Origin of the sequence: Streptomyces sp. NBC_00461 (genome assembly GCF_036013935.1) — a bacterium.
Taxonomy (GTDB): domain Bacteria; phylum Actinomycetota; class Actinomycetes; order Streptomycetales; family Streptomycetaceae; genus Streptomyces.
Genome location: NZ_CP107902.1, coordinates 2,741,606 through 2,757,640, shown reverse-complemented (window position 1 = coordinate 2,757,640; position 16,035 = coordinate 2,741,606). Strand labels below are relative to the sequence as shown.

Genomic DNA, 16,035 nt, shown 5'->3' with positions numbered 1-16,035 from the left:
GGACCGGACCGGCCAGCGGTGTTCACATATCCAGCACGAGACGCTCACTTCGTGCCCGCGATACGCAGATCAGCATCGAGTCACCGCGCTCCGCGTCCGTCAGCAGCTCGTCCCGGTGCTCCACCTCGCCCTCCAGCACCCGCTGCTCGCAGGTTCCGCAGAAGCCCTGCTCGCAGGAGTAGGCGGTGTCCGGCAGCTCGGCACGCACGGCGGCCAGCAGAGTGGAGTCGGCCGGCACCGTCAACGTCCGTCCGGTGCGCCGGAGTTCGACCTCGAAGGCGCCGTTGCCGTCGGTGGCCGTACGGGGTGCGAAGCGTTCGAGGCGGACCTGCGGGAACCGCTCCGCCACCGCCGCGATGAGGCCCTCCGGCCCGCAGCAGTACACGGCGGCCCCCTCGGGCGCATCCCCCAACAGGCCGTCGAGATCGGGCCGTCCGTCCTCGTCCTCGGCGACGACGGTCACCCGGTCGCCGCCCAGCTTGCCCACCTCTTCCAGGAACGGCATCGACGCCCGCGTCCGCCCGCCGTACAGCAGCCGCCACGGCGTACCGTCCCCGAGCGCTCGCAGCATCGGCAGCACGGGAGTGATCCCGATGCCGCCGACGACGAAGACGTACGAGGGGGCCTCGACCAGCGGGAAGCGGTTGCGCGGCCCGCGCACCTCGACGTGCGTTCCCTCCCGTACCCGCTCGTGCATCTCGCGCGAGCCGCCCCGCCCGTCCTCGATCAGCCGCGCGGCGACGGTGTACGACGAGGTGTCCGCCGGGTCGCCGCACAGCGAGTACTGCCGCACCAGCCCCGACGGCAGCACGAGGTCGAGATGCGCGCCGGGCGCCCAGCGCGGCAAGTCCCTTCCCTCCAGGCGCAGTTGTACGACGCCGTCGGCGACCGTCTCACGCGAGACGACCAGCAGCCTGAGGGCTCGCGACCGGGGCCGCCCGGACGTCGGGTTCTCCAGCGCGGGCATCGGCCACAGCGGCGAGGTCCGGATGCGGCGCCGCAGCGCCCGCCGGACCAGCACCGCGGCGCCCGCGACGACCGCGACGGTCCGCAGCCTCGGCATCACGCGGCTCCCCTCTCCGCCGCCGTGGCCGCGGGGGAGGAGGCGAGATAGGCGACGGCCTGCTCGGTGGAGCCCTCCTGCGAGGGGTGGTAGGTACGGCTCAGATACCGCGGGATGGACTTGAGCATGTCCCCGGTGGCCGGCAGGGTGCCTCGCCTGCCGCGCACGTAGAAGTCCCTGAGGCTCGCCCTGCCGTCGGCCAGCGTCGGGTCGTTCTCCATGAAGAAGCGGACACCGCGCCGCCACAGGAAGACCAGCGCCGTGAAGGCGGTGGCCCAGGTGCGCGCACGTCGCCGGTAGCCCCCGTCGAGGTGCAGGAACAGATCGAAGGCGACCGACCGGTGCTCGACCTCCTCGGCACCGTGCCAGCGCAGCAGGTCCAGCATGGTCGGATCGGCGCCACGGCGATCCAACTCCTCCGCATTCAGCATCCAGTTGCCGAGGAACGCGGTGTAGTGCTCGATGGCCGCGATGACCGCGACCCGCTCCAGCAGCCACCACCTGCGTGCCCTGCCGGGCGGCAGGGTCCGGTCGCCGAGCAGCTTCTCGAAGAACCAGTCGACCTGCGCCGTGTACGGCGTCGGATCGAGCCCGAGCTCCTTCAGGTGCGGCAGGACCTCGTCGTGGGCCTGTGAGTGCATCGCCTCCTGGCCGATGAACCCGATGACGTCCTCACGCAGCCGGTCGTCCCGGATCAGCGGCAGCGCCTGCTTGTACACGTGCACGAACCACCGCTCACCGGCGGGCAGCAGCAGATGCAGCACATTGATGGTGTGGGTGGTGAACGGATCCCCCGGCACCCAGTGCAACGGTGTGTCCTCCCAGGAGAAGGACACCTTCCGCGCCTTGAGGGCGACCCGCTCCGAGGCCTGCTTATGAGACATGGCGTCAATGTACTGACGGGTAGCGCCGAGGGAAACCCTTCGACGGCGACTCGTTGACACGAGTGTCAGCTAGAGGCCGCGGGTGGGCGGGGCTGCCCTAGCCCAGTCCGCCGATCGGCCGACCGTCGTCCAGGACGCCTTTGAGCTCGGCCCGTGCCCCCTGCTCTGCCCGTACCGCCAGCAGACCGCCCCGGGCGCTCGCCCGCACCCCGCCCGTCGTGCTGATCGACGAGGTCGCCCGGCTTCCGGCCGCGAGCAGATACCAGCTGCCCGTCTCCGACTTCCACAGCACGCCGGCGAGCACATGCGGGTCCTTCGCCCCGCACGCCGGCACGTTCTCCGCCTTCGCGACGATGGCCCCGTACGCCCCGCCCGGCGTGTGGAACTGAGCCAGTACCCGTGTCCCGCCACCCCGCCAGGTCTCGGCCCGCGTGCACACCCACTCCGCCGATCCCGCCTCGCCGGCGCCGGGCAGCGGCTGCCGGGCATACGCCCAGGCGTTGACGTTGCGCACACCCGCCGAGCGCAGCGAGCCCAGCGAGCAGGCGTACGGTGCCCACGCGCGCAACGCCTGTGCGCCGGACACCTCGTGGGGGGAGCCGGGCCGCCCGGTGGTGAGGCGGGCGGGGATCAGCTCACCGAGGTCGGTCGCCACGTGTGTACCGGTGGAGTCGGTCAACTGCAGCACGTTCCACGACGTGCAGGCGCCGGTCTGTGTCGCGGGGCCGGCCAGCGGCGCGGTGACACCGCCGGTCAGCTTGAGGCCCGTCGCGCCGGCGTCCGGCTTGAGCAGGTTCCGCTCGGCGGCCGTCGTCACCCAGGGCGCCGTCAGATAGCGGACGTTGCCGTCTGCCCGGTCCAGGACCAGCGCGCTCGCCTCGGACCGGCCGGCGTCGTCGACCCGCGCGAAGTCCAGGGCGGCGCCCTTCGTACCGTCCTTCGGCTCGGCGTACCGGGCGATGCGCAGACCGTCGTAGAGGATCACCACGCGTGCGCTGTCGACGGTCCCCGCGTACAGCAGCTGAGGCGGGCCGGAGGGGCCGCCGGACTGGGTGCCCGGGGTGGCGGAGACCTGGACGCTCTCGCCGGGGCGGGCCCAGACGGCGAGGGCGCGGCGCAGCAGGGCCTTGTCGCCGGTGAGATCGCCGCGGGCCGGCCAGACGGAGAAGTCGGTGCGTGCGGAGGTCTCCCAGGCGGTGGGGGCGACCCGGGCCAGCCCGGCCGGGTCGAGGGCGGCCTCGGCGGCCGGGTTCTGCGCGTACACGGGGGCGGCGGCGCCGTCGGGAGCCCAGCCGTCGCCGGGCAGTCCGAGCAGCGTCCCGCACACGGCGAGTGCCGCGGCGGCGGCGAGCCCGGCCTTGGTGTGCTGCCTGCGCCGCATCAGGTCGGTGGGCCGGGCCTGCAGCGAGCAGGGGTCGAACTCGGGGGAGTCGAGCAGCGGGTAGTGCGTGGCCGACACGTCGTCGGCCTCGCTCAGCGCCGCGTCCGGGTCGGCGCAGCCGGCGGAGTCGAGGATCGAATGTACGTCGTCGTCGGACAGCTCCTCCAGGCCACGCAGGACGTACACCGCACGGGCCGGCCCGGACAGGGCGGACAGGCGTTGGTCCAGGGCGAGTTCATCGGCTCCGCCCGAGCGCGGGAACAGGCGCAGGCCCCAGACCTGCGGGAGGAGCGGGGGCAGCTGGGAGCGCTTGGGGAACGCCGCGCGCCGCAACGGCAGGCCCGCCTCCAGTGCCGTACGCAACACCTGCAGACGGACGAAGGCGTACCCGGGGTCACCGTCGCGGCCGGTCGACTGGGCCGGGATCACGGGCGCCGGAGTCCGGCCTCTGGGCAGGGCGCGCTGGGTGAGGGCGTGTGCGGTCACCACGCGCCGGTTGCGCCCGAGGCTCGGCGGCAGTACCAGGTAGGCGAGCCGGACCAGCCGCGGGTAGTGCTCGACGAGCGCGGCCTCGGCCTGCTCGACGTCGACGACCGGGTCGGAGGAGGAAGGTGCGGGGCGCGGGGCGACATCCTGTGACTGCACGTTCAGCAAAACGAGCGAATCGTGGGATGGTCACCGCCACCCGGGTGGCGCAGTCCCCGCGTCAGTCCAGCGGCTCGACGAGCGCCCGCGCGTAGTTCGCCATCGACCGCTGGTAGCGGGGGAGATGCGGGGCCAGGGCGCCCAGGACCAGGGAGAGACCCTCGCGGTCCCGGCCGAGGCTGGACAGGCACAGCGCCAGGCACGCCCGCACCGCGTCGTCCAGCTCGTCTGAGGGTGCGTCCAGTTCGGGTGTCAGCAGCTTGACGCCCTCCTCGGCCTCCCCGATGTTCCGGAGCGAACTGGACAGCTGGATCTTGGCGCGGCGGCCCTTGTAGCCGCTGACCTGGCTGAGCCCGAGCGTCAGCGCCTCCCGGTACAGCGGAACCGCCCGGTCCGAGTGGCCCGTCGAGTCCCAGGCGCAGGCCCGCTCGAAGGGGCCGAGCGGACTGCCGTCCGGCAGCTCGGCGACGAGGGCGTCCACCGCGGCCCGGAAGTCGGCAGCGTCTTCTTCCGCATAGTCGTCGAAGCCTGCCCAGGTGGCGGCCACGCGATCTTCCCAGTCCTGGTTCACGGGCCATACCCTCGCACACCCGCACGCGCGGTCACACTGGATTTGAGTGCACCGCCCGGATTTGAGTGCACCGCGGCCCACAGCCGTATCGAAGGGGACGGGCCCGAGGGCCAGCAACGCGACCGGAGGAACAGATGAGGTTGACCCGACCGATGATCGCCGTGGCAGGCACCGCGGCCGCCCTGGCGCTGGCGGGCTGTGGATCCGGAAACAGCGACGCGGCCGCCAAGGTGCCGACGACCGCCACCGGCAGCCTGGAGAGCCTGGCCGCCAAGGCGAAGTGCAAGCCGGACATGCAGATCGACTCCGACGAGGTCCGCCAGGCCATCTGCAAGACCTCGGACGGCAAGTACGTCTTCGCCACCTTCGCCACCGACCGCGGCCAGCGCGATTGGATCAACGACGCCAAGGACTACGGCGGTTTCTACCTCGTGGGCCGCAAGTGGGTCGCCGTCGGCGACGACAAGGTGGTCAAGGCGCTGCAGGGCACGCTGGGCGGCGAGGAGGAGATCGGCACCAACCACAGCGCGCACACCGGCCACAGCGGCTGAACGCACGGCACAGAAGAAGGCCGGTGGCGGGAGATCCCGCCACCGGCCTTCTTCATTGCCTCACCGGCTCATTGCCTCACCGGCACTGCTTGCCGTTGTTGACGCAGTTGGCGATCGTGTTCGCCAGGTTGTTCTTGAAGACCGCGATGAAGTCGTCGTGGTCGGTGGCCGACTTGTGCAGCTGCTCCGGGAAGCCGTCGACCGCGTAGGCGTTCTTCACCTGGCCGTTCTGCAGGGCCGGCGGGTTGATCTTGTACACCAGGCGCATCGTCAGCTGTGGGATCGCCTTGAAGCCGTTCCCACAGGCACCGCTCGCCGGGTCCGCGAAGGCCACGTGAGTACGGTGGTTGGCGCTGTCGATGTTCTTGCCGTCCCAGCAGCTCTGGAAGGCGAAGGTGCGCACCACGTTGCTGCCCTGCGGGCAGATCGGGTACTGCTCCGTCAGCTGGACCTTGTTCTCGAAGCCGGTGCAGCTCCAGTGCGCGTTGGCGTTCGCCAGACCGTTGGTGGTGGTCTTGGCGTCACCGGTGATGATGCGCAGGAACTGCGGCATCGCGGTGACCTTGCTCTGCGGGTTGCCGACGTACTTGATCTGCGCCTGGACCGGCGTCAGGATCTTGCCGACGTTCCCTTCCTTGCCGCCGCCGTCCGCGTTCTGGTCGAAGTCCTGCGAGCCGTCCTGGATACGGACGACCGGCCAGTAGTACGCCGACAGGTCACCCTGGTTCTGGCAGCTGGTCTGGTCCGCGATCAGCGAGTCGTTCGTCGCGAACGCGTCGACCTTCTGGTTGCCGACGTAGTCGTGCAGGTGGTGCGCGCCGTTGGTCACGCCGGGCGCCACGATCACGTTGTCGGTGTTGTGGTTCTTGTTCGCGTTCACACCGCAGCTGGTGGTGAACGTGCCGGTCGAGGCCTGGCCGCCGTTGCGCGGCTTGCCCTGGACGTTCGCGGCGACCTTCGTGATGTCCACGAAGTCGGCCGCGACGGGACCGTTGCCGGCCTGGCCGCCGATGTTCTGGCCGGCGCCGGCCTGCCCGCCGCCCTGCTGCTGACCACCGTTGTTCTGGCCACCGTTACCCTGCTGCTGGCCACCGTTGCCCTGCTGCTGGCCGCCGTTGTTCTGGCCGCCGTTGTTGTTCTGGCCACCACCGGCGTTGGTCTGGTTCGCGCTCTGCGTCGTACAGGCGGCGAGAGCTCCCAGCCCGGACGCGTCGACCTGGCCGCCCACCCGCTGGATGTCGATCCGGATCCGGTCGAGGGTCGCGGACCGCTTTTCCTTGAGGGGGCCGACGATCGCGTTCTGCACGAAGCTGGCGTCCTGCGTCTGTGCCTGGCGTGTGGAAGCGAGTCGGGCGTAGGCCTCGGTGATCTGCTTGTCGAGGTTCGCCAGCTCCGTGGCCACACCCTGACGGGCCCTGTCGGGGACGTTCGTCAGCTTCTGCTGGACGTCCGGGCAGGCGATCGTGGCCACCTGGCCGGCGGCGGCCTTGGTCTGGTTCTGCCCCGAGTTGTTCGACTCGTGGGCCGAGGCGTAGAAGTTCGCCCAGATCAGCCCGCCCCCACCGAGCGCTAGGGCCGCCGATGCGGCTATGGCCTTGGTGGCCAGCGGCGTACGGCGCTTTCGTGTGTTGCGTACCATGGAACTCCTCTGACTTCCTTGCGGGCTTGGCGGGGCTTCTAGGCGCCCGACAGGAGTGAAGCGGCGCCCATTGATACGGGCGTGGCCCCAGGCGTGTTCAGCAGCCCCACAAACAAATCAGAGGATTACTCGGCCGATGAGCCCCAACAGCCGCCTGAACAGCGGAAGTTACGGAGAATACGCGGCCGTTCACCGGTCCTGGTCCAGATAGGCGAGGACCGCCAGAACGCGACGATTGTCATCATCCGACACCTCCAGGTCCAGTTTGGCGAAGATGTTGGAGGTGTGTTTGGCGATGGCCCGTTCCGTCACCACCAGCTGCCCCGCGATCGCCGCGTTGGAGCGGCCCTGCGCCATCAGCTCCAGCACCTCGCGCTCACGGGGCGTCAGCCGCCCGAGGGGCCGGTCGTCGGCCGCCCGCCGGGACAGCAGCTGCTGGATCACCTGCGGGTCCATCGCCGTCCCGCCCGCCGCGACCCGCCGTACGGAGTCGATGAACTGCTCCGCGTCGAACACCCGGTCCTTGAGCAGATACCCCACCCCGCCGCTGCCGTCGGCGAGCAGCTCGCGCGCGTACAGCTGCTCCACGTGCTGGGAGAGCACCAGCACCGGAAGCCCGGGTCTGTCCCGGCGGGCCTGCAGTGCGCACTGCAGCCCCTCGTCGGTGTGCGTCGGCGGCAGGCGTACGTCGACCACGGCGACGTCCGGCTCCAGCTCGGCCAGTGCCTGGCTGAGTTCGGGGCCGGACTCGACGGCCGCGGCGATCTCGAAGTCGTAGGCCTCCAGGAGCCGGACCAGTCCGTCGCGCAGCAGGAAGAGGTCTTCGGCTAGGACAACTCGCAAGGGATCTCCATGGTGACCATGGTGGGACCGCCCGCGGGACTGCTGACGGCCAGGACGCCGTCGAATGTACCCAGTCGCCGCTCGACTCCGGTCAGCCCGGAGCCCGACCCGATCACCGCACCGCCCTTGCCGTTGTCGGTGACGGAGATCCGCAGCATGCCCTCGCGGTGATGCAGGTCGACCCAGATCCGGTCCGCGCCGGAGTGCTTGACCGCGTTGGTGAGCACCTCGCTGATGGCGAAGTAGGCGGCGGACTCGACCGGTGCGTCCGCGCGGCCGCCCAACTCGACATTCACCTCGGTCGGGAGGGGCAGCCGGAGTGCCAACGCCCTGACCGCGTCACCGAGTCCGCGTTCGGCCAGGACCGGCGGGTGGATGCCGCGGACGAGATCGCGCAGCTCGCCGAGGGCGTCCACGGAGGACTGACGGGCCTGGGCGAGGAGCTGCTTGGCCTTCGCCGGGTCCTTGTCGAGGAGCATTTCGATGGTGCCCAGGTCCATGCCCATGGCGACCAGCCGGGCCTGCGCCCCGTCGTGCAGATCCCGCTCGATGCGGCGCAGCTCGGCGGCGGAGGTGTCGACGGCGTCACGGCGGGTCTCGGTGAGGACGCGGACGCGCTCGGCCAACTCGCTCTCACTCGCGCCGAGTACGGCTCGGGTGAGCCGGAAGTGGGTGGTCAGCATCCGCGGGGCCAAGGGCGAGGCGAGGGCGAGGATCGCGGCGGCCAGCACGCCGGCGCCGAGCGCGGAGGCCTGGTCGGTGACGTGCACGAAGCCGTACCAGTAGCCGCCGCTGTCCGACAACGGCCGCCACAGTCCGGCCGCCACGGCGAAGCCTTCGAGCGGGTAGAAGAGGACCACCGCCGGCAGCAGCGCCGTCACGAACCCCGCCGTCATGTCCACCTGCAGCCACCGCAGGTCCCGCCAGGTCGCCGGGTCGCGCAGCATCGCATACGCCCGCGTCCAGGGTTTGGCGTCCTCGGGGACCGGCCGGTACGCCGACGGGATCGACACCCCGCCCCACTTCGCCGCGAGCACCCGCCGCCGGTCCGCGAACGCCCGCACTCCCGTCAGCACCCGAGGCGTCGTGACGAGTCCGAAGCCGATCGGGATGAGCGCGATGGACACGAGGGAGAGTGTGAAGCCGAGAACCGCGCCGGGCAGGGACTCCAGGGCCAGCACGAACCCCCGCCCCGCCGCCAGAGCGACGGCCCGGGCCCTCGTGGTGAGAGAGCCGTTCTTCGTGTTGGTGTTCATGGCAGCCAGTCTGGCCGAGCGCAGACCGGCGGTCACTGGGCCGAGCCCCCCGGCCGAGGGGTGGTGCCACGTACACCCCGGGGCGAGAGGGCGCGGTCGACGACTACCCCGCCAGCACCTTGGCCTCCACTGCCGGGTCCAGTCCCACCGGGGGCCGGTCCGGGCGCTGTGGTGCCGTGCCGCCGATGTTTTGGAGCCAGCGCCAGGTGTCGGTCACGGTTTCGGCGACGGGCCGGCAGCGCAGCCCCGTCGCGAGCGCGCGGGAGACGTCCCCGCTGTGCAGGGAGTCGTGCTCCTCGCTGCCCGGCGGCACCCACACCGGCAGCTGGGTCCACGGCTCGATGCCCGCTCCGAGGACGGTCCCGGGGTCGGTCCAGCGCAGCTCCGCGTCCGAGCCGGTGACGGCGACGCACGCGTCGAGCAGCTCACCCATGGTGGCGTGCCCCTGCGCACTGACCAGGTTGTACGGCCCGCTCAGCTCCTGCTCCGCCGCGCCGAGGATCCACTCGGCCAGGTCGCGCACGTCGATGTACTGCACGGGCAGGTCCCGCGGTCCCGGGGCAAGTACGGGCCCGCCGCGCGCGATCCGGCCGAGCCACCACGGCAGACGGCCGATGTTCTCGTACGGGCCGAGGATCAGCCCGGCCCGTACGAGCACGGAACGGTCCGCGCCGAACGCCTCGACCGCGGCGATCTCGGCGCCCCGCTTGTCGCGCGCGTAGTCGGTCCTGTCCGCTTCGGGCTCGGCGCCCTCCACCAGCGGCGCGTCCTCGGTGTATCCGCGGGGCGAGGGCCACGCGTACACCGAGCAGCTCGATACGTACACATACCGTGCGGCGCGGCCCCGCAGCAGTCGCGCCGCCTCGTGCACGGCCCGGGGCGCCCCCGACCAGGTGTCGACGACGACGTCCCACTCGCCGTCCGTGAGGGCGGCGAGCCCGTCGGGCGTGGTGCGGTCGCCGTGCAGGGCCCGCACACCTGGGAGCGGTCGGTGCCGTCCCCGGTTGAGGACGCTCACGTCCCAGCCACGCCCGAGCGCCGCCTCCACGACGGCCCGTCCCGCGAACTCCGTACCACCCAGCACCAGAAGTCTCATACCGGTGAGCCTGCCCGGACCGGACGCGGGAGGGAACGGCAGTCTGCCGTCAGCAGAAGATCAGCGGCAGACCGGCGGCAGACCGGCGGCAGATCAGCAGCGGTGCGCGGCGGATCCGCGGCGGGTCAGCAGGTGGTCAACGGCCGGTCGGTGGGGTGTACTTGTAGCCGACCCGGCGCACGGTCTGGATCGTCGCGCGGTGCTCGACGCCCAGCTTGCGGCGCAGCCGGGCGATGTGGACGTCGACGGTGCGGCCGTCACCGACGTGGCCGTACCCCCACACCGTGGTGACCAGCTGGTCGCGGCTGTGCACCCGGTGCGGGTGCGCCACGAGGTGCGCGAGGAGTTCGAACTCCAGGTAGGTGAGGTCGAGTTCCCGTCCGTCCACCTCGGCCGTGCGCTGCACGGAGTCGATGCGGACGAGCGGGTCGCCGCCCTGGCCGGCGTCCGTGCCGCGGCCGATCAGGGTGTCGGTGCGGTCGGGCACCGCCACCGGCAGGAACGGCGGCTGCTGGTCGGCCGGTACGAGCACCAGGTAGCCGATCATCGGCGGCTGGCCCGGCAGGGTGGGCAGGGTGTGCTGCGGAGCCGGCAGCCAGGTGGCGCCGGGCGGCAGGAAGTCCGCCACGTCCACGACCTCGTCCCGGTCGACGGCGCGCAGTCGGTGCCGGGCGCCATGGGCCGGGGTGACGGTCGGGGCGGCGGTGAGGGTGGCGGAGGAAAGAGAACGAGTGGTCGCCATGAGAGGTCAGCTCTTTCGCGCGAGGAGTTCGTCGGGGAGGACGACGGGCCACGAGTTCGTGGTCGGGCTCGTCGAGGGACGTACGTCGTTTCGCGTCGGACGAAGGCCGGGGTGTACGGCTTTAGAGGGCCGGCGCGTTCATCGCGCGGCAACACACCCGGTCGAAGTCGTGGTGCTGACGGGAAGGCCAGAACGGCTCAAGGTCATGGCGACCCGTCGCGGTGTGGTTCTGGAAGCTGGCCATGGCTCCATTGAAGCAGACACTGCCCGTGGCGAGGAGCCTCCTCTCACTGCTTGGACGCCTCCTTGGTAGGAAACTGACGTTGCGGACCTCAGCCGGTCAGGCGTTTGTGCCAGGTCAGGGGTGTGACCTCGATCGCCTTGTCCGGATTGCCGTCCCAGTCCGTGGACAGCCCGGCGGCATCGAGCGCGGCGACGACCTCGTGGCCTACGGCCGTGGTGGTCCGCGCCGAGTCGTCGAACCCGCCGTAATAGAGCGTGAGTCCGCCGCCCTCCGCCGCGCCGCGGGTGCCCTGGTGGTGGAAGAAGACGAAGCCCCGCGCCCCCTGGACGGCGTCCGCCTCCGCACCTATCTCGGTCATGCCGCAGCCATGGCAGCAGGCGAAGTCCTCACGGGCGACGATGCCGGTGCGCTCCAGAGCCGTGAACGCCCGCTCCAGCCGGTCCGGGCCGGTCGGCGCCGTCCAGGCCTCCTGTGCGTCGACACGCTCCAGCCACAGCCGCTCGACGATCAGGCGGGCCTGGGCGGGGGAGAGCGCGTCCTCCATCAGGTACACGGTCTCGCGGACCAGCTCGTCGATGCCCAGGTAGCCGTCCTGGAGCAGCTCGCGCACATACCGCTCGGCACGATCCGCGGCCCGAGGGTCGAGTGCGGGCACCTCCTCGGGCGGTGCGAGCTCGTCGCGCCGCCAGGTGACGCCCGCGTCCCAGTCCTCCTCCTGCCGGGCCCAGCGCACCATCACGTCCGCGACGAGGCGGGGATCCGTCACCTCGGTCACCCACATGTACGGGACGGAGCCCGTGCGGTGCTGGAACTCGTAGACCCCGCCCGGCTCGTGCGCCACCTGGATGAAGACGCCCGGCCGGTCCGGTATCCGCTGGACGACGAGGAAGTGGTCGTCCGCACCGCCGATCCGGTGCACCAGCTCACCCAGCCGCTCGGCCGAAATCCGCGCGTGCGCCTGCCCGTTCTCGGTCCGGACCTTGACCGCAAGGCCCCCGTCGCTCTCCAGGTCCCCGTCGTTCGTCATGCCCTCGTTGATCCCCATGGCCCAACCCTCGCACGCACCACTGACAACGCGAGGGGGCGCCCACCGATCACGGTGGGCGCCCCCTCGCAGGAGTCGGGGCGGATCAGATCTGGCCGGCCTTCTCCAGTGCGGAGCAGCAGGTGTCCACGATCAGGCGCGTCACCAGGTACGGGTCCACGTTGGCGTTCGGACGGCGGTCCTCGATGTAGCCCTTGCCGTCCTTCTCGACCTGCCACGGGATACGGACCGAGGCGCCGCGGTCGGAGACGCCGTACGAGTACTCGTTCCACGGGGCGGTCTCGTGCAGGCCCGTCAGGCGGTCGTCGATGCCGGCGCCGTAGTTCTTGACGTGGTCGAGCGGCTTGGAGCCCTCGCCCAGCGACTCGGCCGCGGTGATGATCGCGTCGTAGGTCTCGCGCATCGCCTTGGTGGAGAAGTTGGTGTGCGCACCGGCGCCGTTCCAGTCGCCCTTCACCGGCTTCGGGTCCAGCGTCGCGGCGACGCCGAAGTCCTCGGCGGTGCGGTAGAGCAGCCAGCGGGCCACCCACAGGTGGTCGGAGACCTCCAGCGGGGAGACCGGACCGACCTGGAACTCCCACTGGCCGGGCATGACCTCGGCGTTGATGCCGGAGATGGCGAGGCCGGCCGCGAGGCAGTTGTCCAGGTGCGCCTCGACGATCTCACGGCCGAAGATCTCGTCCGCGCCGACACCGCAGTAGTAGCCGCCCTGCGGGGCCGGGAAGCCGCCCTTGGGGAAGCCGAGCGGGTAGCCGTCCTGGAAGAACGTGTACTCCTGCTCGATGCCGAAGATCGGCTCCTGCGCGGCGAACTTCTCGGCGACCTCGGCCAGCGCGGCACGGGTGTTGGACTCGTGCGGCGTCATGTCGATGTCGAGGACCTCGCACAGGACGAGGATGTCGTCGCCGCCGCGGATCGGGTCCGGGCAGGTGAAGACCGGCTTGAGGACACGGTCCGAGGAGTGGCCCTCGGCCTGGTTCGTGGAGGACCCGTCGAAGCCCCAGATCGGCAGCGCGTCCAGACCGGCGGGCCCGCCCGTGATGATCTTCGTCTTGGAACGGAGCTTGGCGGTCGGCTGGGTGCCGTCGATCCAGATGTACTCAGCCTTGAAGGTCACGAGCCACTTCCTTCGGGGTGTGTCTTACGCACTTGCGGGTGCTGCGGCACTGGGGCACCGCTCTTGTTGCCCGCGAGCCTGTCAACAGGCGATTTCCCGGCCATTGCTCGAATGTGAACCCCGTGTTACCTGCGGGTGCTGTGGCGCGACTCACGGTGTGAGAACGCGCGGACCGGTCACTCCCGCTCCGTCGCCGCCTCCGCCACCCCCTCCAGTACGCCTTCGAGGAACCCCCTGACGGCGGCCAGTTCGCGCTCGTCGTACACACGGAGCAACTCCGCCGCCCCGGCGATCAGCGGTCCGAAGGAGGCCCATCCGAGCTCGACCGCCTGCTCGGTCACCTCGATCAGAACCTTGCGCCGGTCTCCCTCGGCGCGCACCCTGCGCACATGCCCGGCGCGTTCCATCCGGTCGATGAGCGCGGTCGTCCCCGCCGAGTTCAGCCCGAGTGCCGCGCCGAGCCGCCCGGCCGTCGTCTCCTCACCCGCCCGCGAGGCGTCCATGAGGGCGATCAGGGCGCGTACGTCCGTGGGGTGCATGCCGTTGCGGCTCGCGAACCGGGCGCTGTGCAGGCCGAGTTCGACCGTCACCGCGCGCAGCAGATGGACGACCTCCATCTCGGGCCCAAGGTTCCGCACGACCGGCCTCCGCTCTATCATCTCGTTCATCGAGTATCTCGTTCAGCGAGATAATAAGGGAGGGGCAATGAGGCCCGCGTACGACATGGACGGCTTCCTGGAGGCGTACGACAAGGTCATGGGCAAGTGGCCCGCCGAGCGTGAGGCGATGACCGTCCCCACGCCCTTCGGCACGACGTACGTCAATGTCTGCGGCCCGCTGCGCGGCCCTGCGGTGGTCCTGCTGCCCGGTGGCGGCGGAGCCACCTCCGCCAGTTGGTACGCCCAGTCCGCCGACCTCGCCCGCACCCACCGCGTCTTCGCCGTCGACCTCCCCGCCTGCGCGGGCCGCGGAACCGAGGCCGGCGACCGTCACCCCCGTACGGTCGCCGACCTGGTGGCCTGGCTGGAGGCGGTCCTGGACGAACTCGGCCTGGAGGAGACGGACCTGGGCGGGCACTCGTACGGCGGCTGGATCTCTCTGCACTACGCACTGCACGCACGCGCGCGTGTGCGCCGCCTCTTCCTCCTGGACCCCGTCATGTGCTTCGCCGGCTTCCGGCCGGCGTACCTGCTGCGCGCCCTGCCGCTGATGCTGCGGCCCACGCCCGCTCGTGCCCGTGCCTTCCTGGAATGGGAGACCCGGGGAGCGACCGGGACAGTGGCTGGGGGAGCGACTGAGGGAGAGGCCGGGGGAGTGCTCCTCGACCCCGACTGGCTCCGTCTGCAGGAGGCGGCCGCCGGCTTCCCCTCCGTGTCGAAGCCGGTGACCGGCCCGCGCCCGGCGCCTGCCGCGCTGCGCGGACTGAACGCGCCGGTCCTGCTGCTCCTGGCCGGGAACAGCAGGACCCACGACGCGTGCAAGGTGGCACCGAGGGCGGATGCGCTGCTGCCGCGTGTCGAGACGGTCGTACTCCCGCATGTCTCCCATCACGCGCTGCCGCAGTCCGCACCCCCCGAACTCGGGCGCCGCCTCACGGAGTTCCTGAACGCCTGAACCTCACCCCACCTTCTCGATGAGCGCGCGTCGGATCAGGAACTTGCCGGGCTCCCGGACCTGTTCGAAGGCCGCGTTGTTGAGCAGGGCACAACTGCCGGACACCGAAGTGACCTTCACCGTCGTGGACTTGTTGTTGTCCAGGTTGGTGACCTTCAGCGTCGTCCCCGCCGGGAACTGGTTGCTGGAGGCGGCAGGCGCGCCGCCCTCGCCGGAGAGGGTGACAGTGGAGCCGTTGCACACCTGCTGTCCGGAGGCTGCGGCACCGCCCGCGTTCCCGCCCGCGTTTCCCGCGGGCGCCGAGGCGGTCTGCGAGGGCTGGGCTCCCCCTGCCTGCTGTCCCGCCTGCTGTCCCGCGCCGTTCTGCGCCGGCTGCGTCGCCTGGGAGTCCTGAGCCGACTCCCCAACAGCGCAACCGGACGCCTTCTGCTGGACCTTGATCTGCGCGATGACGGCCTCGCGGTTGGCGATCCGCGCCGCGGACTGGGCGTCCGGACTGGTCTTCTGCCCGTCGATGAACTTCTGGTTGTTGCCGAGGGCGGTCGCGAGCCCCTGGCAGACGTTCGAGTCCGCCGCGGACAATGTCCTGGGGCTCGGACTCTGCGCGGCGTTCGAGGTGCTCGCCATGACGAAGGCGCCACCTCCCGCCACCGCCGCCGCGCTCACCAGCAGCGCGATCTTCTTCTTCGTACCGAGACTTCTCCTACGCGACATGCGCGCCTCCTGAGAGGTAGGGGAGCGTACGCCGCTATGTACGAGATACCGAACGAGGTTACTCAGCGGTTACGGGAGTCACTGAAGTAACGTGCGTCACACAGGGGTTGGTGAGACGGTCAGCGGGACAGCGCATCCCTCACGGCGTCCTCCGAGCGCCCCACCACCGCCGTGCCGTCCTGCGCCGTGATGATCGGGCGCTGGATCAGCTTGGGGTGTTCGGACAGCGCCTTGATCCACCGGTCTCGCGAACTCTCGTCCCGCGCCCACTCCTTGAGGCCCAGGTCCGTCGCGTCCGCCTCCTGGGTGCGGGTGATGTCCCACGGTTCGAGACCGAGCCGGTCGAGTACGTCCCTGATCTCGTCCTCGCTCGGTACGTCCTCCAGGTAGCGGCGGACGGTGTAGTCGGCGCCCTCGGCGTCGAGCAGGCTGATGGCGCTGCGGCACTTGGAACAGGCCGGGTTGATCCAGATCTCCATGCACTCACGGTACGCGAAAACCCGTCCTCCACCTGCGTCACAGCGGCCCCGAAAGCCCTTGTGGCCAGGGGCTTTTGTCAGTGGTGGTTGCTAGAATAGAAGCAGTGTTCGAGGGAATCGCCGGGGTCGACGTAGTCCCCGATGAGCGCCC

Annotated in this window: 16 protein-coding genes; 2 read left to right on the top strand and 14 right to left on the bottom strand. The window is 70.8% G+C overall.

Annotated elements, in window-relative coordinates:
* Window positions 1-22: 22 nt before the first annotated feature.
* The 4 genes from OG870_RS13150 to OG870_RS13135 all read right to left on the bottom strand — a co-directional run bounded on the left by OG870_RS13150 (window position 23) and on the right by OG870_RS13135 (window position 4,544).
* A complete protein-coding gene (locus OG870_RS13150) occupies window positions 23-1,063 on the bottom strand; it encodes a PDR/VanB family oxidoreductase (RefSeq protein WP_327690876.1) in 1,041 nt (346 codons plus the stop codon).
* The gene (locus OG870_RS13145) at window positions 1,063-1,947 is read right to left on the bottom strand and encodes a metal-dependent hydrolase (RefSeq protein WP_266513102.1); all 885 of its coding nucleotides are present in this window, start codon (window positions 1,945-1,947) and stop codon (window positions 1,063-1,065) included. Before OG870_RS13145 ends, OG870_RS13150 begins: the two co-directional genes overlap by 1 nt.
* 97 nt (window positions 1,948-2,044) lie before the next feature.
* Window positions 2,045-3,973 carry a hypothetical protein gene (locus OG870_RS13140; RefSeq protein ID WP_327690875.1) on the bottom strand — a complete coding sequence of 643 codons (1,929 nt, stop codon included), beginning with the start codon at window positions 3,971-3,973 and terminating at the stop codon, window positions 2,045-2,047.
* A 61-nt stretch (window positions 3,974-4,034) separates the two neighbouring features.
* Window positions 4,035-4,544, bottom strand: a complete 510-nt coding sequence (locus tag OG870_RS13135) for a tetratricopeptide repeat protein (RefSeq protein ID WP_266513098.1) — start codon at window positions 4,542-4,544, stop codon at window positions 4,035-4,037.
* Between the two features lie 134 nt (window positions 4,545-4,678).
* Here OG870_RS13135 and OG870_RS13130 point away from each other — a divergent pair, with 134 nt between their 5' ends.
* Window positions 4,679-5,095 (top strand): hypothetical protein, encoded by a 417-nt coding sequence (locus tag OG870_RS13130; RefSeq protein WP_266585218.1) that lies wholly within the window; start codon window positions 4,679-4,681, stop codon window positions 5,093-5,095.
* Window positions 5,096-5,171: 76 nt separating this feature from the next.
* Here OG870_RS13130 and OG870_RS13125 read toward each other — a convergent pair whose 3' ends face one another.
* The 8 genes from OG870_RS13125 to OG870_RS13090 all read right to left on the bottom strand — a co-directional run bounded on the left by OG870_RS13125 (window position 5,172) and on the right by OG870_RS13090 (window position 13,745).
* Window positions 5,172-6,734: a DUF1996 domain-containing protein gene (locus OG870_RS13125; RefSeq protein ID WP_266840756.1), complete on the bottom strand. Its 1,563-nt coding sequence runs from the start codon at window positions 6,732-6,734 to the stop codon at window positions 5,172-5,174.
* A 189-nt stretch (window positions 6,735-6,923) separates the two neighbouring features.
* A complete protein-coding gene (locus OG870_RS13120; protein ID WP_266513091.1) occupies window positions 6,924-7,577 on the bottom strand; it encodes a LuxR C-terminal-related transcriptional regulator in 654 nt (217 codons plus the stop codon).
* Entirely contained in the window at window positions 7,562-8,833 is a 1,272-nt protein-coding gene (locus OG870_RS13115; RefSeq protein WP_266840758.1) for a sensor histidine kinase, read from the bottom strand. Before OG870_RS13115 ends, OG870_RS13120 begins: the two co-directional genes overlap by 16 nt.
* A gap of 103 nt (window positions 8,834-8,936) precedes the next feature.
* Entirely contained in the window at window positions 8,937-9,929 is a 993-nt protein-coding gene (locus OG870_RS13110; RefSeq protein WP_266840760.1) for an SDR family oxidoreductase, read from the bottom strand.
* 136 nt (window positions 9,930-10,065) lie between these two features.
* On the bottom strand, window positions 10,066-10,671 hold the full coding sequence (locus tag OG870_RS13105; RefSeq protein WP_266840762.1) for a winged helix-turn-helix domain-containing protein: 606 nt from the start codon (window positions 10,669-10,671) through the stop codon (window positions 10,066-10,068).
* Window positions 10,672-11,003: 332 nt separating this feature from the next.
* A complete protein-coding gene (locus tag OG870_RS13100) occupies window positions 11,004-11,960 on the bottom strand; it encodes a DUF6891 domain-containing protein (RefSeq protein WP_266513068.1) in 957 nt (318 codons plus the stop codon).
* Window positions 11,961-12,045: 85 nt separating this feature from the next.
* On the bottom strand, window positions 12,046-13,077 hold the full coding sequence (glnII, locus tag OG870_RS13095) for a glutamine synthetase (protein ID WP_266513066.1): 1,032 nt from the start codon (window positions 13,075-13,077) through the stop codon (window positions 12,046-12,048).
* 176 nt (window positions 13,078-13,253) lie between these two features.
* Entirely contained in the window at window positions 13,254-13,745 is a 492-nt protein-coding gene (locus OG870_RS13090; protein WP_266513063.1) for a MarR family winged helix-turn-helix transcriptional regulator, read from the bottom strand.
* A gap of 37 nt (window positions 13,746-13,782) precedes the next feature.
* Here OG870_RS13090 and OG870_RS13085 point away from each other — a divergent pair, with 37 nt between their 5' ends.
* Entirely contained in the window at window positions 13,783-14,691 is a 909-nt protein-coding gene (locus OG870_RS13085; RefSeq protein ID WP_266513060.1) for an alpha/beta fold hydrolase, read from the top strand.
* Between the two features lie 3 nt (window positions 14,692-14,694).
* Here OG870_RS13085 and OG870_RS13080 read toward each other — a convergent pair whose 3' ends face one another.
* Together OG870_RS13080 and OG870_RS13075 are read right to left on the bottom strand one after the other, a co-directional pair.
* A complete protein-coding gene (locus tag OG870_RS13080; RefSeq protein ID WP_266840766.1) occupies window positions 14,695-15,405 on the bottom strand; it encodes a hypothetical protein in 711 nt (236 codons plus the stop codon).
* A gap of 119 nt (window positions 15,406-15,524) precedes the next feature.
* Window positions 15,525-15,884 (bottom strand): arsenate reductase family protein, encoded by a 360-nt coding sequence (locus OG870_RS13075; RefSeq protein WP_266585225.1) that lies wholly within the window; start codon window positions 15,882-15,884, stop codon window positions 15,525-15,527.
* Window positions 15,885-16,035 lie beyond the last annotated feature (151 nt).